The 22,406-nt window shown below is 62.5% G+C and carries 14 protein-coding genes and 1 tRNA gene; 7 read left to right on the top strand and 8 right to left on the bottom strand.

What is annotated here, in order from left to right; genetic code table 11:
- The first annotated feature begins 6 nt into the window (after positions 1-6).
- Genes P5205_03510 through P5205_03500 form a run of 3 tightly spaced genes read left to right on the top strand, consistent with a single transcriptional unit; the run spans position 7 to position 2,831 of the window.
- Entirely contained in the window at positions 7-1,323 is a 1,317-nt protein-coding gene (locus P5205_03510) for an aspartate aminotransferase family protein (protein ID HSA09417.1), read from the top strand.
- Positions 1,320-2,228, top strand: a complete 909-nt coding sequence (gene rsmA, locus P5205_03505) for a 16S rRNA (adenine(1518)-N(6)/adenine(1519)-N(6))-dimethyltransferase RsmA (protein ID HSA09416.1) — start codon at positions 1,320-1,322, stop codon at positions 2,226-2,228. The genes P5205_03510 and rsmA overlap by 4 nt, the downstream gene beginning before the upstream one ends.
- A gap of 6 nt (positions 2,229-2,234) precedes the next feature.
- Positions 2,235-2,831, top strand: a complete 597-nt coding sequence (locus P5205_03500; GenBank protein HSA09415.1) for an NUDIX domain-containing protein — start codon at positions 2,235-2,237, stop codon at positions 2,829-2,831.
- 26 nt (positions 2,832-2,857) lie between these two features.
- Here P5205_03500 and P5205_03495 read toward each other — a convergent pair whose 3' ends face one another.
- The 6 genes from P5205_03495 to P5205_03470 form a co-directional block, all read right to left on the bottom strand.
- Positions 2,858-3,658: a prepilin-type N-terminal cleavage/methylation domain-containing protein gene (locus P5205_03495; protein ID HSA09414.1), complete on the bottom strand. Its 801-nt coding sequence runs from the start codon at positions 3,656-3,658 to the stop codon at positions 2,858-2,860.
- 241 nt (positions 3,659-3,899) lie between these two features.
- The gene (locus P5205_03490; GenBank protein HSA09413.1) at positions 3,900-5,174 is read right to left on the bottom strand and encodes a DegT/DnrJ/EryC1/StrS family aminotransferase; all 1,275 of its coding nucleotides are present in this window, start codon (positions 5,172-5,174) and stop codon (positions 3,900-3,902) included.
- A 913-nt stretch (positions 5,175-6,087) separates the two neighbouring features.
- A complete protein-coding gene (gene hpnI / locus P5205_03485; GenBank protein HSA09412.1) occupies positions 6,088-7,293 on the bottom strand; it encodes a bacteriohopanetetrol glucosamine biosynthesis glycosyltransferase HpnI in 1,206 nt (401 codons plus the stop codon).
- 15 nt (positions 7,294-7,308) lie between these two features.
- Complete coding sequence (locus P5205_03480; protein ID HSA09411.1) at positions 7,309-8,649, bottom strand: MFS transporter; 1,341 nt, start codon at positions 8,647-8,649, stop codon at positions 7,309-7,311.
- 291 nt (positions 8,650-8,940) lie between these two features.
- Positions 8,941-10,884, bottom strand: a complete 1,944-nt coding sequence (gene mutL, locus P5205_03475) for a DNA mismatch repair endonuclease MutL (GenBank protein HSA09410.1) — start codon at positions 10,882-10,884, stop codon at positions 8,941-8,943.
- A gap of 93 nt (positions 10,885-10,977) precedes the next feature.
- Positions 10,978-12,096 carry an ATP-binding protein gene (locus P5205_03470; GenBank protein HSA09409.1) on the bottom strand — a complete coding sequence of 373 codons (1,119 nt, stop codon included), beginning with the start codon at positions 12,094-12,096 and terminating at the stop codon, positions 10,978-10,980.
- A gap of 172 nt (positions 12,097-12,268) precedes the next feature.
- On the opposite strand from P5205_03470, the gene P5205_03465 reads away from it, so the two are divergent.
- A tRNA-His gene (locus tag P5205_03465) sits at positions 12,269-12,346 on the top strand.
- 114 nt (positions 12,347-12,460) lie between these two features.
- Here the strand turns inward: P5205_03465 and P5205_03460 are convergent.
- Entirely contained in the window at positions 12,461-13,657 is a 1,197-nt protein-coding gene (locus P5205_03460; GenBank protein ID HSA09408.1) for an MBL fold metallo-hydrolase, read from the bottom strand.
- A 336-nt stretch (positions 13,658-13,993) separates the two neighbouring features.
- Between P5205_03460 and P5205_03455 the strand changes: the two genes are divergently transcribed.
- The 3 genes from P5205_03455 to P5205_03445 are packed head-to-tail and all read left to right on the top strand — an operon-like array spanning position 13,994 to position 20,116.
- Complete coding sequence (locus tag P5205_03455; protein ID HSA09407.1) at positions 13,994-15,925, top strand: FAD-dependent oxidoreductase; 1,932 nt, start codon at positions 13,994-13,996, stop codon at positions 15,923-15,925.
- A 37-nt stretch (positions 15,926-15,962) separates the two neighbouring features.
- Positions 15,963-17,747 (top strand): glycerophosphodiester phosphodiesterase family protein, encoded by a 1,785-nt coding sequence (locus P5205_03450; GenBank protein ID HSA09406.1) that lies wholly within the window; start codon positions 15,963-15,965, stop codon positions 17,745-17,747.
- Positions 17,748-17,794: 47 nt separating this feature from the next.
- Positions 17,795-20,116: a nucleoside hydrolase gene (locus tag P5205_03445; protein HSA09405.1), complete on the top strand. Its 2,322-nt coding sequence runs from the start codon at positions 17,795-17,797 to the stop codon at positions 20,114-20,116.
- Here P5205_03445 and P5205_03440 read toward each other — a convergent pair.
- Positions 20,052-22,301 carry a hypothetical protein gene (locus P5205_03440; GenBank protein HSA09404.1) on the bottom strand — a complete coding sequence of 750 codons (2,250 nt, stop codon included), beginning with the start codon at positions 22,299-22,301 and terminating at the stop codon, positions 20,052-20,054. The two genes, P5205_03445 and P5205_03440, sit on opposite strands and share 65 nt — an antisense overlap.
- Positions 22,302-22,406: the final 105 nt, after the last annotated feature.

Below are 22,406 nucleotides of genomic sequence, written 5' to 3'. Positions count from 1 at the left end.
CAGACTTTGACCCTGTTGCGCGCCTATGAATCGCGCAATGTCACGTCTATCGAGGCGAATGGTTCCTGGCCCATTGTGTGGGAGCGGGCCAGGGGCGTGCACGTCTGGGACGCGGACGGGAAGAAGTATTTGGATATGACCGCTGCCTTCGGGGTGGCGGCGACCGGGCATGCCAATCCGGAAGTGGTCAGGGCCGGGCAACAACAAATGGCGACGCTGCTGCATGCGATGGGCGATGTCCATCCGCACGCGCTCAAGGCACAGTTAGCGCGCGAGTTGAGCCGGATCACGTTCGAGCGTTGGCGAGCCAAGCCTGTAAACTCCGCCCGGCCTGTGCGGGTGGCTGCGGGCAAGACAACCTTCTGCAACTCAGGCTTCGAGGCCGTCGAAGCGGCGCTTAAGACGGCGCTGCGGGCCACCGGCAAGCCCGGCGTGGTTGCCTTTGAGGGGGCCTATCATGGTCTGGGTTATGGGGCGCTCAACGTCACCCAACGGGCGCATTTTCGTTTGCCGTTCCGCAGCCAGCTTCGCGAATTCGGGCACTTCGTGATGTTTCCCAAGTCAGGCGCCGCTCATCCTGACTCAGCGATGCGGACGACTGAGTCCCAAATACGCCGCTTGTTCCGGAGCAAGCGCATTGGTGCGATCCTGGTCGAGCCAATCCAGGTCCGCGGCGGCGTCAATTTCCCCCCGCCGGGGTTCCTGCCGTTGTTGCGGCGCCTTTGCGACGAACACCAGGCCCTGCTGATATTGGATGAGATTTACACCGGCTTTGGCCGCACCGGGAAGTGGTTTGCCTGCGAGCACTCCGGCACAGTGCCGGACCTGATCTGCCTGGGCAAAGCGCTGACCGGGGGCTTTCCGTTGTCCGCTTGCGTCGGACGCGCCGATTTGATGGACGCAGCCTGGCCGCCGTCGAGCGGGGAAGCGATTCATACCAGCACGTTTCTGGGACATCCCGTCGGCTGTGCAATGGCGTTGGCCCAGATTAAACAGATCGCCGCCCGACAACTGGTCCACCGCAGCGCCAGTCTGGGCAATCTCCTGCTTGCTTCCCTTTCCTCCCTCGCTCGCCGCCCGTCGTCCCTCGCCCTGGCCCCTCGTGGAATGGGCCTGCTGGCGGGCCTGGAAGTGTGCTCCTCCGACGGAGCCCCGGCAACCGCACCTGTCCTGAAGGCAGTCAAAGCGCTCCTGCGGCGCGGGTTTATATTCCTGCCTGAGGGGGAACACTCCAACGTCATCGGATTCACTCCACCCCTGACCATCTCCGCGAACCAACTCCGGCAAGCAATTCATGCGCTGGGGGTGGTGCTCACCGCATGAAACTCACGGAGATGAAGCTGCTCCTGGCGGAGCACGGCATACTGCTGACGAAGTCTCTGGGCCAGAACTTCCTCCACGATGCCAATCAGATTCGGCGCATCATGATGGCGGCGGAGCTCAAGAAGTCGGATCGGGTATTGGAGGTCGGGCCGGGTCTTGGGCCGCTGACCGAACTGCTGGTGGAGCAAGCGGGCGAAGTCCTGGCCATCGAAAAGGATGCGAGGCTGGTGGAGGTGCTCAAACTGCGGTTCCGGCCCGAGGCCGGCAAGCAACCTGTGTTGCGGTTGCTTCACGGTGACGCGCTCGAGTACCTGAGCCGGGACCCGCACGACTGGAGTGGGTGGAAGCTGGTGGCCAACCTGCCCTTCTCGGTCGCCTCGCTGATCCTGGTGGAGTTGGCCACGAAGGGGTCGGCGTGTGCGCCAGCCCGGGAATCTGTGGGGAATGGGGCGCACCTTCCCAGCCAGGCGGGGCGCGGCCCGGAGCGGATAGTGATCACGCTGCAACTTGAGGTGGCCAAGCGGCTGCTGGCAAAGGCGGGCGCTCCTGATTACGGCGTGCTGACGCTGCTGGTCCAGCTCGAGTACGAACTGCAGGACTGGTTTAAGATACCGGCCAGTTGCTTCTTCCCGGAGCCGGACGTGGATTCAGCCTGCATCTGCTTGCTGCGCCGCAAGGAGCCCCTGCTCCCACCGGAACCGCGAGGCGCATTCGCCCGGATCATCAAGCGGAGCTTCTCCCAGCGGCGCAAGATGATGCTCAAACTGCTGAAGGAAGATTGGCCCGAATTGCGCCTGATCGGGGAGTTCGAGCGCCTGAATCTATCCCCGCAAATCCGTGCGGAGGAAGTCTCCCTGGAACAGTTTGTTAGCTTGGCGCAGGCTCTGTCCCAAGGCCCGGGATGAACTGCCATGCCCTCTCCATTCTGGCCCTGGCCAGGCTCCGGAACCAGGCGCTCAGTCCTTAACGTGCAGGAAGAACTCTTCGATATCGTCAACGAGCGCGACGAAGTCATCGGGCAGCGGCCGCGCAGCGAAGTGCATCGCCTGGGCTTGATGCACCGGTCGGTGCATGTCCTGGTGTTCAACGCGGCCGGGCAGGTCTATCTGCAGAAGCGTTCGATGAAGAAGGATCGCCAGCCCGGCTTGTGGGATTCGTCTGCCTCGGGCCATGTGGCTGCCGGCGAGGATTATGACGCTTGCGCTATAAGGGAGTTGGGAGAGGAAATCGGCCTGAAGGTGGCAGCCGCCCCGCAGCGGTTGTTCAAGCTCGCGGCCAGCGCTGAAACCGACCAGGAGCACGTGTGGGTCTATCGCTGCAAAGCCGAGGGGCCGTTTCGGCTGGACGCCGAGGAAATCGAGCGCGGTGGTTGGTTTTCGCCAGGAAGAGTCACTTCCTGGATGGCAGAACGGCCGCAGGACTTTGCGGGGGCGCTATTGGCAATCTGGAATAGGGTTGGCCACGAAGCGCGATTCGCTTCGGCAAACCGACCGCCGAGGCGGGGGTGAGATCCGGTCCAGGGCGGACTCAGGGGTCAAGGATCAATCAACGCTTCCCGGGCCCAGTCCACTGGCCAAGCTGCAATATCGGCCGTGTGCGGGTCGTTGTCATTGTTCCAGCGGGCGCGCCAGAGCAGATTGGCCGGGTCAACCACATCACGCCGCCGGGCGGCGGCGGCATGACCGTCGCAGAACAACAAATCCGTCTGGCGATTGTGCCGATTCGATGGCCACTGGTCGTACTGCGTGGGGTCCAGGTTCGCCGGCCAAGTGTTGTACAGGGACGGATTCTCGAAAGCCCGCGCGTCCCCGAGCATGATCATGTCAACCGGTTTGCGCACCATGGCTTCCGTCACCGGGCCCCGGAACGTCCAATAGCCATTGATGTCCCCGCCCAACCCGAGCTGAGGGTCGTGGCCCAAATCGAGCCCCCAATCGTTATAGGCGAGGGAGAAACGGGTGTTCAGGGTAATCCCGTAGGGATCAAAAGTGCCCTCCGGGCGTCTCGCCCCCAGAGTCTTGTTGGCGTTGGTATTCCAGGCTGCGTCAGGCCGTGCGGCGGGGCAGCAAAACACCGCTCGATTATTGGCCATCACGGACAGGAGCCGGGTCGGCCAGACGGCGTAGACCTGCGGTGTCACCGAGTAACAGCTCGGGTAAGCCCTGAAGTCGTTCAGGTAAATCGCCAGGCCGAGGCCGATCTGCCGGAGATTGTTGATACAGCCAGCCTGTTTGGCCTTGCTCTTGGCTTTGGTGAGGGCAGGCAGGAGCAGCGCCGCCAGAATGGCGATAATGGCGATAACCACCAGCAGTTCGATCAGGGTGAAGGCATGCAGCCGGTGCCTGGCCGAATGAGGCCTCGATTGACGGCCGGCGCCGTGCGGCCCAGACTTGTTTGTCTTGAGCGGCAGCACGAGAAACAGGTTCACGCGGGAGCTACCCTAACGTTTCCCGGGCCTTTCGGCCATCCCCAAATCAAGAAGCCGGGCCTTCGAGGCAGGACACCGATCGCTCTATCCGGCTCGGGGACTCAGGCTCGTCTGCCGTCGCCGATTTCCCGCGTCTCTGCCTCCGCCTCTATTTCTCGTACGCCCGGATCACCTTCAGAATCGCGTTGGCGATCTGCTCCATGTCGGACTCGGTGTAAGTGGGGTACGCGAAGCAGGTGAATGTGTGGGCCTCGTGCCAGCGGGCATTCGGCACTTCCACCTCGCGGTAGTCAACGCTCGCCGGGGTGGCATATTCCTTCGACTTGAACGGGAAGCCGGTGCGGCCAAAAGCGTTGTGCTCCTGAAATGCCCGTTCGGTGTGGCATTGCGGCCAGAACACTTTCCAGACCGGCGCGCCTTCGGCGGCGACGGCGGCAACAAACTGCTTGATATCGCACTTGAGGCGCTCCACCTCCAGCGAAAAGGCCAGCACATACCACCCGTTCTGCCGCTCGGGGGTGTCCACGGGAAAATACTTGATATGCTTGGAGGTCTTAAGCGCGTTGAGCAGGACCTGCGCGTTGCGGCGCCGCCGCGGCATGTTCCAGGTTTCCATCCGCGCCAGCTCAGCCAGGCCGATTGCCGATTGCATTTCGGTCATCCGATAGTTCCAGCCGACCATGTTGTGGATGTAGGGCAGCTTCTGCTCGAGTTCGAGCAAGCTCAGTCGCTGCTTCACGTCGTAGCCGTGGTCCCGGAAGCTGCGCGCCTTCCAGGCCAGATCCTCGTCGTCGGTCGTAACCATGCCGCCTTCCCCGCCGGTGGTGAAGGTCTTGTTCTGGCAGAAACTGCAGCCGGCGATGTGGCCGAGCGTCCCCGTCTTCTTGCCCTTGTAGGCGCCGCCGAACGCTTCGGCATTATCCTCAATCACGAACAGCTTGTGCCGCCTGGCGAAGGCCAGGATCTTGTCCATGTCGCAGACGTTGCCGTAGAGATGCACCGGCATGATCGCTTTGGTCCGCGGCGTCACCAACTTCTCCGCCGACTCCACGCTGATGCAGTGGTCCTCCAGGTTCACATCCGCGAAGCGGGGGATGGCCCCGGCCTGAACGACGGAGAAGCTGCTCGCGATAAAGGTGTAGCTGGGCACAATGACCTCGTCGCCGGGGCCGATGCCCAATGAGGCCAGCGCGACATGCAGGGCCGCCGTGCCGGTGGCCACGCTGATGGCGTGTTTGCTGCCTTGCCACTCGGCAAATTGCTTCTCGAATTCCATGCCCCGCTTGCCGGTCCAGTAGTTAACCTTGCCGGAGCGCAACACCGCCTCGACCGACTTGACTGCATTCTCGTCAAACTGCGGCCAGCCTTGCAGTTGATTGGTCACGGCCTTGGGGCCGCCGTTAATCGCCAGTTGGTTGCTCATATCCACGTTTGTTTATTTCTGCCGCGGTTTCCGGACAGCCCGAAACACTTCGGGCCGCCGAGAAGTTCAGCGCGTGTGCGCATATCGCACTTGGACACGCGCCCGCCGTCAAGGGCGAACTTGGCATGGCCGCCGTGGCGAGGCGTGCCCGCCCGCGCGCAGCTTAAGCGGTCCAGAACCGGTGATCTTCGCCGGAAAACAGAATCTGCTCCGGCCGCGGTGGCGGCGCTGGCCGCCAGTCCATTGCGCAATCCACTATCTGGCGCATCCGCTGGAACCACCACTGCGCACTGCGGAAAGACGAACGAGGGGTGGCGAGCGGCTTCGGGCGCGCGTAGCGGGTTCCGAAGCTCAGTTCTAATTGTGCGTTAGTCATAGGCGTTTATTTAGTTTTCACGCCCACCTTACGACCAGGGGTCGGACAAAAGCTGTCACATCCGTATAAGTACGGATAACAAAGTTTTGGTTATTCGCGGATTTCCGGGGACTACCGGTGGTGATTCGCTGTCTCGGACTCCCCTTCCAACCTCCCGCACCCCCGCCGGACAGGAGACGGCGCCGTTACAGTGGCCGGCACGCCGGCGTAGGCTTGCGGCTGGCTGGACGATGGCTAGTTAGTGCGGTCGGGCTACGGTGTGTATCCCATGGGGAGCGCTCCCCATGGGATACACACCGTAGCACCACCGGGCCGTCACCGTATCGCCAAGCCAAAGGTGTCAAGGCCAGCGGGGAGTGGAGAAAGCCGGCAGACGGCATCGCTGTCCTAAATATCGAAAGTACACAGGTTGGAGGTTGGGGGCCCCATCCGGGTTGTGCGGGTGAGAACCATCGTTGGCTCTTCCTGGAAATCCATGATGTACGCGATTCTTGGAGATACAGGCGGTCCGTAAGGGCGCTGACGTCCGGGCACCCTTTAGCCCCGTACCAGCGTGCCGTTGCGGCGGAGACGCATCCGGTGCCCGCGCCATTCGATGCGGTTGCCGAGAAAAGCCAAAAGCCAAATCACCGCTTGCAGCAGGTCTTTCACTGGCACCAGCCAGCAGTGGGCAAATGGAGGGCGGGGGCCAGTCAGCCGATGTTCCAGGTTGAGCGCGGTCAGGACGCGGGTCAGGACGCAACCGAAGGCCACGGCCAACACCAGCGTGCTGGGTGTGCTGAGGAGCCAGAGCAGCGGCCAAAGCGTGGCGTTGCTCAAGACGCTGAAGAAGTAAGGCGCGGGCTGGCAGACGCGAATAGTCCGTGCCCACCGGAGTTGATGTTTCCAAACCTCCGACCAGCCCATCGGCGCCGACCAGCATTCGACGACCACGGGCGAAAGGGCAATGCAATAGCCTCGCTGCGCAATGCGATTGCCCAACTGGTAGTCGTCGGCCAGGCAATCCGCCAGCGCCCTGAAGCCGCCGATCTCCGTGAGTTGAGCGCGCCGCAAAGCCATAACCGCGCCCAAAGCGAAGTCTATTGGCCTAAGGCTCCGGGCTTGCAAAACCTGGCTCCAGAAGTCGGCATTGATGGCGATAGCCTCCCACTGCATGGCCAGGGTGGTGGGATTTGCCAGGCGGTAGAAGCAGTTCACCAGGCCTGCCTCCGGCTGCTGCAAGGGCGCGACGACGTTTGCCAGGCAATCCGGCGGCACTCTGACATCGGCGTCGCTGATGATGAGCAGGTCGTGCTTTGCCAATTGCTCCAACTCGACCAGTTTGGAAACCTTGGCATTGGCCCCGAGCAGCGGCCCGCACACGACCAACCGGGCATCGCGCTGCGGAAAGTCCTGCAGCAGCTTGCGGACAACTCCGCACACGGGATCTTCCGCGTCGGCCACGCCGAAGAGAATCTGCACGGGACCCGCGTAATCCTGCGTGAACCAGCTTCGCAGGCAATCCTCCGTGGCGGCATCGCACCCCTTGAGGGGTTTGAGCAGGGTGACAGCGGGTTGCGGCGCAGCGGGCGCCTGGGGGGAGCCAGCCAGCCGCTGCTCACGCCGGCTGCGGCCCGAGTCTGAGGATGAGGCGGAAGCGGCCCCGCGCCGGTGAAGCGGAAAGCGCCGGGCGACAAGCCATTGCCAGACCGTCAGGGCCAAGCTGAGAAGCGCGAGTGCGGCGAGGGTCAGGTTCAGGAACACTGGCGCAGCCTCTGGCTATTTCACGGCCGGCGTGGGGGCTGTCTCGTGCACGCCGGCGCGGTCCACATCCTTCGACACCAACCCCACACACAAGCCCGCCAGCACCATCGCGCAGCCTCCCAGGAGCACGGCGTTCATCGGGTTGTCGCCCAGGACGAACTTCATCAGCGTGCCCAGCCCCAGCGAGGCCAGAATCTGCGGGATGACAATGAAGAAGTTGAAGACGCCCATGTAGAATCCCATCTTATCCGCCGGGATGGCGTTGGACAGCATCGCATACGGCATGGACAGAATGCTCGCCCACGCCACGCCCACCAGCAGCATCGAGACCAGGAGCAAGTGCGGCTGGCGCACCGCGAAGGCAAGAATCAAACCGCCACCGCCGCAGAGCAGGCAAATCCGGTGAATCCCCCGCGCGGAGAACCGGCGAACCAACGCCAGCAACACGATGGCGAACACGAAGGCCGTCCCATTGTAAACCCCAAAGCAAACCCCGCCCCACTCGTTGCCGCGCTGGTATTCCGGCGAGCCCGGCACGCCGCCGAACACCTTCGTCGCCACCGCCGGCGTGAAATAGATCCACATGCAGAACAAGGCAAACCACGTAAAGAACTGCACCACCGCCAGTTGCCGCATCGCCCGCGGCATGGACCCAATGCCGCTGATGATCTCCCGGAGCGCGTTGACCCACCCGGCGGACGCGGCCTTCCTCTGACGGAACGCCGCCAGGTCTTCCGGTGGATACTCCTTCGTCGTCATGATGGTGTAGAGCACCGCCACAAAGAAAACGCCCGAACCGATGTAAAAAGCCAGTTGCACCGTGCGTGGGATTGCGCCCTGGCCCGCCTCGCTCACCACACCGAACCAATTGGTGAGCATATAAGGCAGCGCCGAGGAGAGCACCGCCCCCAGTCCGATCAGCAGGCTCTGCATGGCAAACCCGCTCTTGCGCTGCTCCGTTGGCAGCAGGTCGCCCACAAACGCCCGGAACGGCTCCATCGTGACATTCACACTGGCGTCCAGAATCCACAGCAACCCCGCCGCCATCCACACCGTCCCGGAATTCGGCATGGCAATCAGCGCCAGGCTGGCCAGGATCGCCCCGACCAGGAAGTAAGGCCGCCGCCGTCCGAAAGCGCCCCAGGTGCGGTCGCTGCAGTAGCCGACGATCGGCTGCACAATCAGCCCCGTCAGCGGCGCCGCCAGCCAGAGAAACGCAATATCCGCTTCCTTCGCGCCGAGGTACTGGTAGATGGCGCTCATATTGGCCATCTGGAGGCCCCAGCCGAACTGGATGCCAAAGAACCCGAAACTCATGTTCCAGATTTGCCAGAAGCTTAATCGTGGTTTTTGCATGAGCACGGATTATTAGGGTTTGAAAACGTGTCCGAACATCGCATTACTTCATCAGTCGCAGCGAGCCGAAGCAAGCCCTTTTGGCGGTCAATCCCCTCCCGGACGATTCCCTTGCCCCTGAAAACCGGGCAAATCATGCCACGCAAGGGAGTCTCACCGTATCCTAACCGTATCCACACCGTCTCCACACCGTGGATACAGCCTTGACATCGCCGGTGGCAGCCCGTTTCGAAGCCATTTGGTGGAAGATCGCGCGGGGTTACACCCTCCCATCGAGGCAGTCTCCTCGAGCTACTGCGTCCGGCCGAACTTCTTTTCCAGCTCGCGAAAACTCATCTCAATGAGTGTTGGCCGCCCGTGCGGGCAGGTGTAAGGCATCGCGCAGTGGCGCAGGTCTTCAACCAGGTTCTCCAATTCCCGCCCGGCGAGGGGGTCGTTCGCTTTCACGGCATGACGGCAGACAGTCTTGGCCACCGTGTGCTCGCCGAGCCGCAGGGTATTGAGATCCCGGCCGGCGGCCTTCAACTCGTCCACCAGTTCGACCACGAATCGGCGCGCGTCCGGCACCTTCACAAACGGGGGCAGAGCATCGAGAAGAAAGGTGCGTTCGCCGAAATCGCTCAATCCCACCCCCAGCCGCGTAAGCACCGGCAGTTGCTCGCGCAGGAAGCTGGCATCCCGCGCCGATAACTCCACTGTCTCCGGCAGCAGGAGTCTTTGCGAGGGCGCCTGGTCGTGCCGTTCCAGCCGGGCGAGCATCTGCTCGAACAGAATCCGCTCGTGCGCCGCGTGCTGGTCGAGCAGCACCAGTCCCCGGTCAGATTCCAAAACCACGTAGAGCCTGCCGATCACGCCCACCAACCGCAGCGGCACTGCGAGCAGGGGGACTGGCCCGGCCGGCGCCGGGGCTGGGGAAACGGCGGGAGGCAAGGCAGGGGCTGGCGTCGGGCTGAAGCCCATGCGCAGGGCCGGCTGCTGGGGGGCGGGCTGCGGAGGTTGCGCGGGGCCGGGCGTCAGGGCCGCCGGGAAGTTCGGCAGCGCAGACTGCTCGACAGGCGGCGCCAGGGGCACTGCGGCCGGCGAGATGCTGGCAGCCGGCGGAACTTGCGCCGCGGCTTTCGGGCCGGCGGATTCCGCGGGACCGGTGTGAAACGCCAGCAACGTCTGCCGGATCGCTTGCGCCACCAACCGGCGCACCTCGGCCTCCCGATGGAACTTCACCTCGCGCTTGGCCGGATGGATGTTCACGTCCACGCCCGCCGGGTCAATTTCCAGGAAGAGACAGGCCACCGGGTAGCGCCCCTTCATGAGCGCCGTATGGTAACCTTCGAGCAGCGCGAAGTTCAGGCCGCGATTCTCCACCGGCCGCCGGTTGACGAACAGGTGCTGGTCCTCCCGGGTGGAACGGGACACCCCTGGCGCGCCGATGAAACCCCAGAGGCGCACTACGGTTGCGGGTTGAGGATTGAGCGTTGAGGGTGGCGACGGTTCGGCCTCGAACTCTTCCAAGGACGTCAGCTCCGTCGAATAGTCCACGGTCAGCAGCTTTTGTTCGCTGCCGTAGAGCGCCCGGAGTCGCTCCCGCAAAGCCCCCAGCCGGGAGGCGGCATCGCTGCTGGTCTTCACGGGGGGCAATTGCCAGACCAGGCGGCCATCTCGCTGAAAGTTGAACGCGACTTCCGGGTAAGCCAGCGCCGCCAGCGTCAGGTAATGCTGGATGTGGGCGGACTCCGTTTCCTCCGTGCGCAGGAACTTCCGGCGCGCGGGCAGGTTGAAGAAGAGCTGGCGCACCTCCACCGTGGTTCCGGGCGCCGTGCCTGCGGCCTTCACCTCCACAATCTTGCCGCCGCTGATGACAATTTGCGTGCCCTCGGGCGAGTCGCCCGCCCGTTCCCGCGTGGTGAGCGTGAACCGGCTCACGCTGGCGATGCTCGGCAGCGCTTCGCCGCGGAACCCCATGGTGGCAACCGCCGCGAGGTCCTCGGCGCGCCGGATCTTGCTCGTGGCGTGCCGTTCCAGGCAAAGCAGCGCGTCGTCGCGGCTCATGCCCAGACCGTCGTCCGCCACCCGCACGAGGCTGCGCCCGCCCGCCTGGATTTCCACCGTCACACGCGCGGCCTGCGCATCCAGCGCGTTCTCGACCAGCTCCTTCACCACGCTGGCCGGTCGCTCAATCACCTCGCCAGCGGCGATTTGATTGGCCACTTGCTCCGGCAGCAGGCGGATGCGATTCATAGGATGGTTGCCAGGTCGCTCAAGCTACAGGGTTGCATGAGAAAATTCCACTGCGGCGACCGGGCGCTCCGGCAACTCAGGCAGCCCGGCAACTCATGCAGCTTCCTTCTTGTTCGGGCGCCGTGGCAACCCGAACGAAAACACTGCCCCGCGCCCCGGCTGGTTGCGCGCCGAAATCCAGCCGTCGTGATCCTCAATGATGCGCCGGCAAATCGAAAGGCCCAGACCGGTGCCATGCGCCTTGCCATGCGTCGCGAACAACTCGAACAACTGCCCCGCGATCTCTGGCGCAATACCCTTTCCGCCGTCCTCGATCTCGGTAACCACTTCCTTCTCAGTCACGCGGAAGCGCAGGACAATCCTGCCCCCTTCGGGCATCGCATCGGTGGCATTGTGGACGAGATTGTAGAACACGCGGCGCAGCCGTTTCGGGTGGAGAAACAGCTCGACGGACGGCGGCGGGCTCTCCAACTCCAGCGTCACCGACTTGAGTCCTGCTTCCGGCCGGAGCTCCTCCAGCAACTGCGCCACGAAGGCGCCGTAATCGCCCGGCGCGAGCACAAAGTCCGATTGCGAGCTCTGGGTGAAGTCGAGAATCTCGTTGATCAGCTCGCTGATGCGCTCGACCTGTTTGCGAATGCGCGCCGGCGCCAACTGCCGCATCTCGGGCGTGGCCCCTTCCATCCCGGCCATCTCCGCCGTCAGGCCGATAATATTGAGCGGGTTCTTCAAGTCATGGACAATGGACCGCGCGAAGCGGCCAATGACCGCCAGGCGCTCCGCCTGCAGCACCTCACGCAGGTATAGCCGGTTGAACTCGCGCAGCCGATGACTGATCTCCCGCAGCAGCGCCAGCGCCAGCGTGGGCGAGCGTTGGGCCAGCGCCAGCACCTCCGCGCCGGGAATGAAGTAAACCGCAGTCTCCACCTTGGCCGTCGCGCAGGCCGAACGAGGTTTATTCTCGATCACCGCCATTTCGCCGAAAACGTCCCCGGGCCCGATCTGGTGATATACCAGTCGTTCCCGGTGCTCCAACACACCTGAAATTTCCACCAGGCCATCTCGCACCACGTAGAGACCGTCTCCGTCGTCGCCCTCCTTAAACATCTCCTGACCGGCGGCAAAGGTCCGCTCGCGGGCGACCTGGCGCAGCGCGCCCAGCTCAGCGGGACTGAGCTGACTGAACAGCTTGCTGGCTTCGAGAGTGACCACACACGCACTTTAGGGAAAAGACCGCCCAGGTAAAGCCCTTTGCGGCGGACCGCCTCGCCGCGTCGCCCGGTTTAGCGCCCGCCCGGACGCTTCGGCGAAATCGTGCGCGCATGACTTCCAGGAACCGGAGCTTGACGTCTGCGGAGGCAACTTCTAGGTTAGTCGCCGGTTGGTGGCCGTAGCTCAGCCTGGTTAGAGCCCCAGATTGTGGATCTGGCTGTCGCGGGTTCAAATCCCGTCGGCCACCCCATCTCCCGCGATAACTACCTCCTTCGGGCGTGGGAAAAGGCCGGTCGGTTATCGCCGCCGACGGAATGTGGTAGTGATGGAAGTCATGATTCTCCCGAGATGAAGCCAACAAGTATCACGTTGAGCGATACGGGCCGAAGATCCTCGTCACTCGGCAGCTTTCCGAGGAGTCGTCTACGATCACGACGCGGAAGCTCTTGCCGCCGGGCGCAACCCGCAAAACAATGTGGCCCCTGTCGCTGGCGAGTTTCTCAAGGCCTTTGATGGTCTCCCGGTTTCCGGGATGGACGTCCGTGGCGAAGATGTCACGAGGCCCGGGATAAAGCTCCTTGGATTGCAGCCGGTCCCACACACCAGGCGTGGGATGATGCTTGTCCCAAACGGAGAGGGTCCACACACGCGGACGCAAAGTGCGAACAAAGAACTCGTTATGCGTGTCCAGGTAGCCGTGGTGGTTCAGGATGGCCGCATCAACCGGGCCGACAGCTTTGGCGACGGGGCTCTCGATGTCGTACCAGGAGGGCTGGCCGTTGGACAGCACGCCGGGAATATCGCCCCCGTTGAAATAGTCAAATTTGCCGTAGCTCAGGCGAAAAGAAATGCTGTTCACATTTTCATGCGGCCAGAGGGAAGCCGGTACCGTGTCTAATGAAGGAATATGTTTGCGGGTGGAGGTGCCTTCTCCCGTCCAGATTTCTCCATTCGCCCCCACGTTGCGGAACCGGAATGTGGGATACTTCTTCGGATTACGAAGCAGCACCACCTGGTCGTTGCGACCCGGCACAAAGCGTTCGACCTTGAGGCCGTTGTTCGCAATCTGCCATTTCACGAAGGCGCGATAGTTCGTCGTGGCGGGATCCTCCAGCGGTTTAGGGTAGCTGTAATCGGGCCAACCGCGATCCAGAAGTTTGCGAATCTTCAGGCTCTCACCCACCTGAGTCACCCCAGCCAATTTATAAGCATTGCAGCTGGCGGTTGGCGATTTGTCCGAGGGGCCCCCCATATGGTCATCGTGGAAGTGCGTCAGAATCACGTAGTCGAGTGCAGGTTGAGCTTCGTACGCCAGAGCGTGGCGGATGTAGCGCACAATCCGCGCGCCGGCTAAACTCGTGGCGTCTGGCCGATCGGGAGTGTGGGCGGCGGTCTTTGCCGGCATTTCGCCGGCATCGACCACAAGCGTGGTGCCATCGGGCAGAATGTACAGTCCAGCGTTGCCGCGCCCGGTGCTGATCTGGTGGATGTCCAAGGTGCCAGGCTCCCAGGGGAGAATGGGCTTCCCGACGCTATCCCCCGCCTGACCCGTGAATCTCATTGTTATTAGCAGGATAAGGCATAGGCTCGGTCGCATTCTCATGTTGGGATCTTGCGCGTAAGGGGGAAATTCGTCCAGCAAACGGTTACAATATTCCTTACAGATCAATGATTGCTGTGAATAAGACTGCGCCACAGCCCGTGCGGTCGCCAACTGACAGGCGGGCAGAAGCTTCGCCGGGCGGGAAACATGAGAAGTTGCCCGCCGGCCACCGCTCCTGATAAGGTCACGGCATGCTTGGTGAGCCCGAAAATCTAGTTGAAAGGAAGTAACGTCATGGGGTGCAACCGCAGGGATTTTATCAGGGGCGTTTCTGTCACAACGCTGTCCGCCGCGATGGGCTCGAGGCTGAAGGCAGAGGGGACGACCATCGTGCCGCCGCCTGAGAAGGCGTTCGAACCCGATACGCCCAAGCCGTTCAAACCGGGGAAGAAGACGCGTCCCGGCAAGCTGCCGGTGGTGGAACACGAGCGGGACGTGTGCGTGGTGGGCGGTGGTATGGGCGGCCTGCTGACGGCGATCTCCGCAGCGCGCCACGGCGCGAAGGTCGCGCTGATGCAGGACCGTCCGGTCCTGGGTGGCAACGCGTCAAGCGAGATCCGCATGTGGATCTGCGGCGCGGGAACGCGTGTGCGCAACCTCCAGGAGACTGGGATCATGGAGGAGATCGCCCTTGAAAACATGCACCGCAACCCGTCGCGCAACTGGTCCATCTGGGACGCGCTCCTTTACGAAAAGGCCCGGTTTGAGCCGAACATCGACCTGATCCTCAACTGTGCCTGCAACGAGGTGGAGATGGACGGCGACCGCCTTGCCGCCGTGACCGGCTTCCAGTTGACCACGTATCAGAAGCACGTGGTGCGGGCGAAGATTTTCGTGGACTGTTCGGGCGACTCGATTCTCGCGTCGCTCACGGGCGCCGCGTACCGTGTGGGCCGCGAGGCGAAGAGCGAGTTCGGCGAGGAGTTCGGCCTTGAGAAGGCAGACCGCCGCACAATGGGGATGAGCCTGCTCATACAAGCGCGTGAGACGGACCACAAGATCGAGTTCACGCCGCCGTCCTGGGCCTACGACTTCCCGGACGACGACACGATGAACCACAAGCCACACGAGTGCCTCCTCAAACCCAACACGAATTTCTACTGGATCGAACTGGGCGGCGACACGGACACCATCGGCGACACGGAGAAGGTCCGCGACGAGCTTCTCAAGATCGCCTTCGGCGTTTGGGACCACATGAAGAACCACGGCGAACATGGCGCGGACAACTGGGAGTTGGAATGGCTCGGCTTCCTGCCCGGCAAACGCGAAAGTCGCCGTTACGTGGGCGACTACACGATGACCCAGAAGGACGTGGAGAACGGCGGTACAAAGTTCGAGGACACCGTCGCCTACGGCGGCTGGCAGATCGACAACCACCTGCCCGGCGGCTTCTGGTTGAAGTCCCAGGGCGGCGCGCATCTCCAGAAGCGCCGCCTCTCGGAACCCTATGCGATTCCGTATCGTTCGCTGTATTCGCGCGATGTGGACAACCTCATGTTCGCGGGACGCAATCTCTCCGCCACGCACACCGCGTTCGCGTCCGCCCGCGTGATGGGCACGATCGGCCTCATGGGCCAGGCCGTCGGCACGGCCGCCGCGCTTGCGGTGGAAAAGGCCGTGAATCCGCGCGGAATCTACACGGACAAGACGCTCCTCAGGGAACTTCAGCGGCAGCTGATGGATGACGACTGTTTCCTGCCCGGCTTCAAGCGCGAGATCTCGCCGCTTTCGCGCCAGGCGAAACTCACCTGCGAATACGGCGACTGCTCGGACCTCCTCAACGGCGTGGATCGCCGCATCTGGGGAAAGGACAATGGCTATTTCGGCAAGACGAACCAGGCGATCGTTTACACGTTCGACAAGCCCACGCTGGTGAACGGGTTCCGGCTGGTGGTGGATTCCGACCTTGACCGCGAGCAGATGGACGGCAATCCGGACCTGCTTACGATCCCGATGCCGCTCATCCGCGGTCTCGGGTACAAAAACACGTCGTTCGGTTTTCCGCGCACGGTGCTGAAGAGCTTCCGCATCGAGACGAAGGACGTGCACGGCGTCTGGCAGCAGGCCTACGAGACGAAAGACAATCACCAGCGGCTCATCCGTGGAAAGATCGGCCGCGAGTGCGTGGCCGTCCGCCTCGTGCCGTTATCCACCTGGGGCAGCGAGCGCCTGAACAACACCTACGACAGCGCGGTCGCGCACATCTTCGCGTTCGAAGTGGTTTAAGATTCAAGGTGCAAAAGGGAAGGTTAACGGGCCAAACATGAAGAAGCTGATGCTGACGGCGGGAGTGGCGTGTGCGTGTGCGTGCGCTGCGCTGGGCGCGCCAAAGACGCTCGCCGTACGGCTCGCGGAGCCGAAGCCGTTCCTGATCGCGCACAGAGGCTACCAGCCAGACGCTCCGGAGAACTCGATCCCCTCATTCACACGGGCGGGCGAACTGGGGTATTCGGCGATCGAGACGGACGTTCGCCTGACGAAGGACGGGAAGCTCATATGCTCGCACGATGCGTCCCTGAAGCGGATGTTCGGCGTGGACCTTGTGGTGGAGAAGACGGACTTCGCCGAACTCCGCAAACAGGTGATGAACAAGGGGAAGATGGTGGGGGCGTATCCGGCCGACAAGCTGCATCCGCCTACCTTCGATGAGTATCTCGACCTCTGCGCCAACTACGACTGCGTGCCCTTCATTGAGACGAAGGGACCCGTGACGGTGGTGAAACCCGTCCTGGACGTGCTGGAGAAGCGCGGCCTCCTCGAAGTCGCCGTCTTGTCCGCGGTCCCCATCGAGCATATCCGCGAGGCCCGCAAGCTCAACAAACGCATCTTCGTGCACCACATCTTCTCCAAACCGGAACTGTTGGACGAAATCGCGGCGATGGGCAATTCAGGACTCTCCTGGGATTACGCACATCCGTCCATGGCACCGAAGGAGCTTCTCGAACGAACGCACGCGAAAGGCGTGAAGTACTGCCTGCGCGGCGCGGACACGCCGGAGGTTTTCGCGCAGCAGAAGGCGCTTGGCTGCGATTATTTCCCTGCTAACGTGACGAAACCGGATTCCATGGCCTTCCCGGATGAGCAGTGGGCCCGGATGGAACCCAAAGAAGCCGGCTTTGTGGATCCTGCGGCGATTGAGGAAATCGGCAAGCTCATGGAAAAAGCCAAGGCGAACGGTGTGCTGATCCGCAACGGTCGTTTGATCGCCGAATGGGCAAATGGCGGACCGACAGACCGGCAGTTTGAAGCCCAGTCCATCACCAAGAGCTTTGCATCACTTGTGCTGGGCCTGGCGCTGGATGACAAGCTTGTTCCGTCACTCGACGCGAAGGTGAAGGATCTCTTCCCGGCGTTTGCAGGAGGAAGCCATACCAAGGAAATTACCTTTCGCCACCTGGCCACCATGACCTCCGGAATCAAACCCACCCGCTACCAGCTTGATTTTCCGAACGAGACCGCCCCGGGCGAGCGGTTGAATTATCACGCCGATCAACCGGCGCACCTGACTCGCGCGCTCACGTATCTTTATGAGCGGCCGCTCTATGATGTGCTGAAAGAGCGAATCCTGGAACCGATCGGCGCCAAGGCATCCTGGCCCTACGACAAAGCGCCATGGTCGCCTGTGGAAACCCGGACGCAAGACAAAGTCCCGGTGAATGCGGGGTTCGCCTTCCTGCACATCAGCGCCGGGGATCTGGCTCGTGTAGGGCACCTTTACCTGAACAAAGGGAAGTGGAAGGACCGGCAGCTGATTTCAGAAGCCTACTTTGCGGAGTGCTGGAAGCCGATTTTGCAGAGGGATCCGCGCAAGGCTCACCAGGCGGACCAGTATGGTCTGTACTGGTGGCAGTTGAGACCAGGGGTTTGGTACATGTCCGGCACATGGGGGCAATTCTGCTTGGTCTGGCCGGAGCAGGGCATTGTGATCGCAAAAGTCAACAAAGCCTCATCGTCTGTGGTGGGCACCCGCCCCGTTTTTGAGCGGCTGCACCGCGCCGCAACCGGCAAGGAGTTTGTGCCGGCAGAGACAACGAAGCCCTCCTTGTGATTTAGACGTAGTTCGCACAGTTTCTGATTGCCTCCAAGAGCAAACGTATGACTAATGAACTGACTCGCCGTTCGTTTTTGGGAACCACTGCCACCGCTCTCATTGCCGCTCCCGCCCTGGCCGAAAGAGTAAAGTGCAGCGCCTGGCTTCGGCGGAGGTGCCGGGGATTTTGGCTGGTCCTGGTCTTCATTTTGGGGCTCTGCCTTTTCGGCGGCGCGACACACGCAGCGCCCATACCTGTCATTCTGGACACGGACATTGGCGATGACATCGATGACACCTGGGCCCTGGCCATGCTGCTAGGCATGCCTCAACTGGACCTGAAGCTGGTCGTCACCGACTACGGCAACACCCCCGAGCGAACCCGGCTCGTGGCGAAAATCCTCCAACGCGCCGGCCGCGCAGATATTCCGATTGGAACGGGGCTCAAGACCGGAAACGATCCCCTGACACAAAAGCATTGGGTGGGCGATTTCGATTTGGACACATACCCCGGCAAGATCCATGAGGACGGCGTTGCGGCGCTGATTGACACGATCCGTGCGCAGCCGGGCATGATCACCCTCATCACCATCGGCCCGGTTCCCAATATTAAGGAGGCGCTCCGCCGGGACCCTGGCATCGCGGCCAAAGCCCGTATCGTCTGCACCGGCGGCAGGATCTACAAAGGGTTTGAGAACGGCGGGAAGCCTCTAGGGGACTGGAACGTCCGGGCTGACGCCACCTCCTGGCAGGCGATGGTCGCCGCGCCCTGGACGATCACCACCTCGCCACTGGACGCCTCCGAAGAACTGGTGCTACGAGGCGAGTCTTACGCGAAAGTGGCGGCTTCGGAACATCCGCTCGCCCGAATCGTCATCGAGAACTACGATCTGTGGAGCCATCGGCGTAATTACCCTCGGGAAACCAGCAGCATCCTTTTCGACACCGCGGCGGTGTATCTGGCCTATTCCGAGGAATACGCTCGGATCGAGACCCGGAAACTCACCGTGGACGACAAGGGCCAAACGCTCATGACGCCGGACGGCAAAGCGGTGCGCTGCCAACTCGGCTGGAAAGACCGCAAGGCGTTCGACGCGTTCCTGGTGCAGACGCTCACGGAATCCCAGAGGGCGAAGCGGTATGCCAAACCGGAACTGGTCCGGGACGTGATGAACGGGAAGCGGCACGAAGCCCGCGTGTCTTGGTGGGGATTCGATGCGCAGGATTCCACGGTATATCTGCAAGAGGCGATCAACTCGAAGGTCAGGAAGCTGATCATTGACCGGCAACTCTCCGCTTGGGTGACCAGGCCGCTCAAAGGCGTGAGCCACCAGGAGATCGTTTTGGAGGCGGGGACAGAAGTGGTGGCCTTGAAGGGCGCTTATCAGGCGAAGGGGGACTGTCTGCTGACGTTCCAGGAATGCGAACAAGTGATTATCCGTGGCACCAAGAAGGATCGCGGCAAGTCGGCAGGCATCCGGATGCACAAAGAGGACTATCAGTCCGGCGCTTATCAGAAATCGGAGTGGCGGCATGGTTTGGCATTTCTGGGATGCAAGGACGTGAGGGTGCAGCATCTGAGGATTGAGAAAACGGGAGGCGACGGCATCTACCTGGGTACAACGCCGGGGAAGACCGCGAATCGGAACGTGGTGATCCGGCGGGTGGACTGCAATGCCAACCACCGTCAAGGAATCAGCGTCATCAGTGCGGAAAATCTGTTGATCGAGGATTGTCTTTTGCGGAACACTGCGGGCACCGCTCCGGAGGCGGGAATTGATTTTGAGCCGAACGGACCCGGGGAATCACTGGTGAATTGCGTCATGCGCCGCTGTCTTGCGACCAACAATGCGGGAACTGGCTTCCAGGTGTGCCCCCAATCCTTAAGCAGCCGATCGAAGCCCCTTTCGATCGAGTTGGCCAACTGCACCTCCCGCGGCAACAAGCAACATGCGATTCACCTGTGCAGCGCGCCAAAGGATCCGCCTGGGGGACGACTGCGGATCACGCGCTTTGTCGCAGAGAACGACGGCATGGCCGGACTCGCCGTGCAGTTCAATCCCTCGGATGCGGTGCGCATCGAAATGGAGGATTCAGTGATTCGTGACTGCGCGCAGAAAGATTCGTTCTTTAGGCCGATTTACGTGCAGGGCCTCGATTTGGATGATCGTCCTGCTGGAAATATCCATTTCAGGAACGTCGTGGTGAAAGATGATGTCGATCGCTCGTTTTTCAAAGTCCGCGTCCGGAACAGCGGCGGAGTGAAAGACATCAACGGGAATATCACCCTTATGCGCAAAGGACATCGGGAGAGAATTCAGATTAATGGGGGCTGGTTGGAGAAAGCGCGGACCGCGGAACAGCCAACCGCTGCCAATGGCGGGTGATCGCCTGCAAGGGCGCGGGCACGTCCCCCGCCAGTCCTTGAAGCACCCCCGCACAGGTTCGGTCGGCGTTGCGGAGAAAGGCAAGGTCGGCACGCCCGGGCAACTCGAGGTCGAGTCCATCGGTTTTGACTCGTTTGAGCCCTCCTGCCGCGAAGCCGGTGACGCGGCCATCGGGCGCAAAACGGATTGCCACCAGCCCCAGGGCATCGACCTCGACAGCATGGCCCTGCCACGTGAACGTCTCGAGGATCGGATCGCCTGCCGCATTGCGGGACCCCGCCGCGCGGATACAGGTGCCGTCCGTTAGGCAGGCCAATCCGTCCACGGGCGGCAGAGGGCGCGTAGGGTCTTTTCGGTCCCAACCGGTGACGCGCGGGACAGATGCGCCTTCCAGCCAGCTCTTCACCTTCGTCGCGCAACTGTCGTCATCCGCACAAAGACGCACCTTTTCACCCGGCACTTGGGTCGTCTTCAACGGACGCGCCTCGCTGTCGCAGGTCCACTCGCCGACCTGGAAGATCGCCGTCTTTCCCGTGGCTGCGCGAGTGAAGAACTGCAGCTCGGCCTGGCCGCAGAACTCGGGGCGGTAAAGCACAAGCGCGCGGTAACGCTGCGGGCCCAGGCAGACGTAGCCTTTGTCGTCGAGCCGCAGTGCGGAGGAGCCCACCAGGCTGGATGGGAAAAAATCCGCCGGATAACCCGCGGCGCAGAGGGAGGAGGCGATCTCCAGTCCCACCCGGTCGTACGATGTGCCCGCCCAGTTCATCGCATTGGCATGTCCGAAGGTCACCGCCACCGGGCAATCGAGCGGCGCACGAGTTATGAAATCGAGCATGCGCAGCCGCGTCATGGCCGCCATCAGCCCGCTTTCCAAGAGCAGTGTCTCCCGCTCACCGAGCTTTAGATCCGGACGCGGATAGAGCGGATGAACGTTGAGCCGACCGCCGCTCAGCACCCCCGCCCAGAACTCGCGCAGGTACGGCTGGGCCTCGCGGGAGTAGTATTGGTTGTACCACAGCGGATAATCCCAGCGCTTGGCGAGAGACGTGCGGCACGGATACGGAGTCTGCTCATCGGTCTGCCCGAAGTCGCGCGTGGCGTCCCACCAGGAGAGGCCGTTCTTGCGAAACTCCTGAGCACCCGGGTAAGGCCACCAGGTCGGGTGGGTGACGATGAAGGCCGCCTTGCCGAAGACCTCTTTGCCGGTTCGATAGTAGTCGTCCTCGATTGCCGCGTTGCGCCGGCGGCCCATCGCGCCATAACGGTTGATGGCGGCCTGCCGCTCACGCTCGCGCCCCTTCTCGCCGGCGCACATGAGCAGCGTGTCACGTACGAGGTCGCGGCCCGAGCCCTCGGCATACGCCCGGGCCATGGCGGCGGAGTACCAGTAACGGTCGTGCTTTGGATTGCCGGTGGGGTCCGGAGGAAAGCCCCACTCATCCTTCATGATGCCGGCCAGGGGCAGATCGGCGTACTGTTGAATGATGGCGCGCTGGAACTCGATCAGGTGGGGCGCGAAAACGTCGGGCGTGAGGTAGGTGTGCGAGGCGATTACACACGCGCTGCGCCCCGGTTGCTCCGGCACGCGCACCGTCAGCTTGCGCGGGCCTTCGGCGGTCGCAACGCTCTCCGCAGTGATGTCCCGCACGGTTGTGGGATCAATGCCGTCGCGGTCGCGGACGAACGAGTACACGCGCACCAGGCGAGTCGCCAGGCACTCGTAGCGCGGCAGGCTGCCGTTCATGTGATCGGCGGTGTCAACGCCTTGAAAGACCGCCTCTGCCGGCTTGTTGTCCGCGAAATCGAGGAAGCGAAGCGTCAGCTCCTCCTGTTGCTCATCGGGATATTTGGCGCGGAAGGCTTGTCGAGCCAACCGGAGGTCCAACTCCAGCGCCACCTTCAGTCCGCGTGTTGCCGCGTACCGCACGGCTTTGTCGGTCTGTTGATGCGCCTGCGGGTCGACCACCTCGACCCGGCGGCACGTGGTGGATAGCAGTGTATACGGCGAGCGCTCGGCAGCCGCATCCAGGAACGACTTGCAGCCTTCGGGCTCCAGGTCCCTTTCTGTCCAGAACCATGCGCCGATGACCGGAGGCCATTCGCCGCGATCCGGGCGGCTCGGCATCTCCGCGGCGCTCGCAGGCAGGATGAGAATCGCAGTACAAAGAGCAAATGTGCATTTCATAGTGATAGGCAGTTCGGGCCGACTGATGCGAAACACACGCACGACCACAGCGCCCCGCCCGCATGCGTTACCTGGTTGCGCAACCGGGGTTGAACCCAAGCCTGG

This window comes from Candidatus Paceibacterota bacterium (genome assembly GCA_035452965.1).
In the GTDB taxonomy this organism is placed as follows: domain Bacteria; phylum Verrucomicrobiota; class Verrucomicrobiia; order Limisphaerales; family UBA8199; genus UBA8199.
The sequence above is the reverse complement of the archived record's forward strand: the minus strand, read 5'-3'. Positions and strand labels throughout refer to the sequence as shown.

What these genes read in the sequence shown, in the direction of transcription:
- rsmA (HSA09416.1), top strand. Translation starts at nt 1,320, where the DNA reads ATGAAACTCACGGAGATGAAGCTGCTCCTGGCGGAGCACGGCATACTG.
- P5205_03500 (HSA09415.1), top strand. Translation starts at nt 2,235, where the DNA reads ATGCCCTCTCCATTCTGGCCCTGGCCAGGCTCCGGAACCAGGCGCTCA.
- P5205_03490 (HSA09413.1), bottom strand. Translation starts at nt 5,174, where the DNA reads ATGAGCAACCAACTGGCGATTAACGGCGGCCCCAAGGCCGTGACCAAT.
- P5205_03480 (HSA09411.1), bottom strand. Translation starts at nt 8,649, where the DNA reads ATGCAAAAACCACGATTAAGCTTCTGGCAAATCTGGAACATGAGTTTC.
- mutL (HSA09410.1), bottom strand. Translation starts at nt 10,884, where the DNA reads ATGAATCGCATCCGCCTGCTGCCGGAGCAAGTGGCCAATCAAATCGCC.
- P5205_03460 (HSA09408.1), bottom strand. Translation starts at nt 13,657, where the DNA reads ATGAGATTCACGGGTCAGGCGGGGGATAGCGTCGGGAAGCCCATTCTC.
- P5205_03455 (HSA09407.1), top strand. Translation starts at nt 13,994, where the DNA reads ATGGGCTCGAGGCTGAAGGCAGAGGGGACGACCATCGTGCCGCCGCCT.
- P5205_03450 (HSA09406.1), top strand. Translation starts at nt 15,963, where the DNA reads ATGAAGAAGCTGATGCTGACGGCGGGAGTGGCGTGTGCGTGTGCGTGC.
- P5205_03445 (HSA09405.1), top strand. Translation starts at nt 17,795, where the DNA reads ATGACTAATGAACTGACTCGCCGTTCGTTTTTGGGAACCACTGCCACC.
- P5205_03440 (HSA09404.1), bottom strand. Translation starts at nt 22,301, where the DNA reads ATGAAATGCACATTTGCTCTTTGTACTGCGATTCTCATCCTGCCTGCG.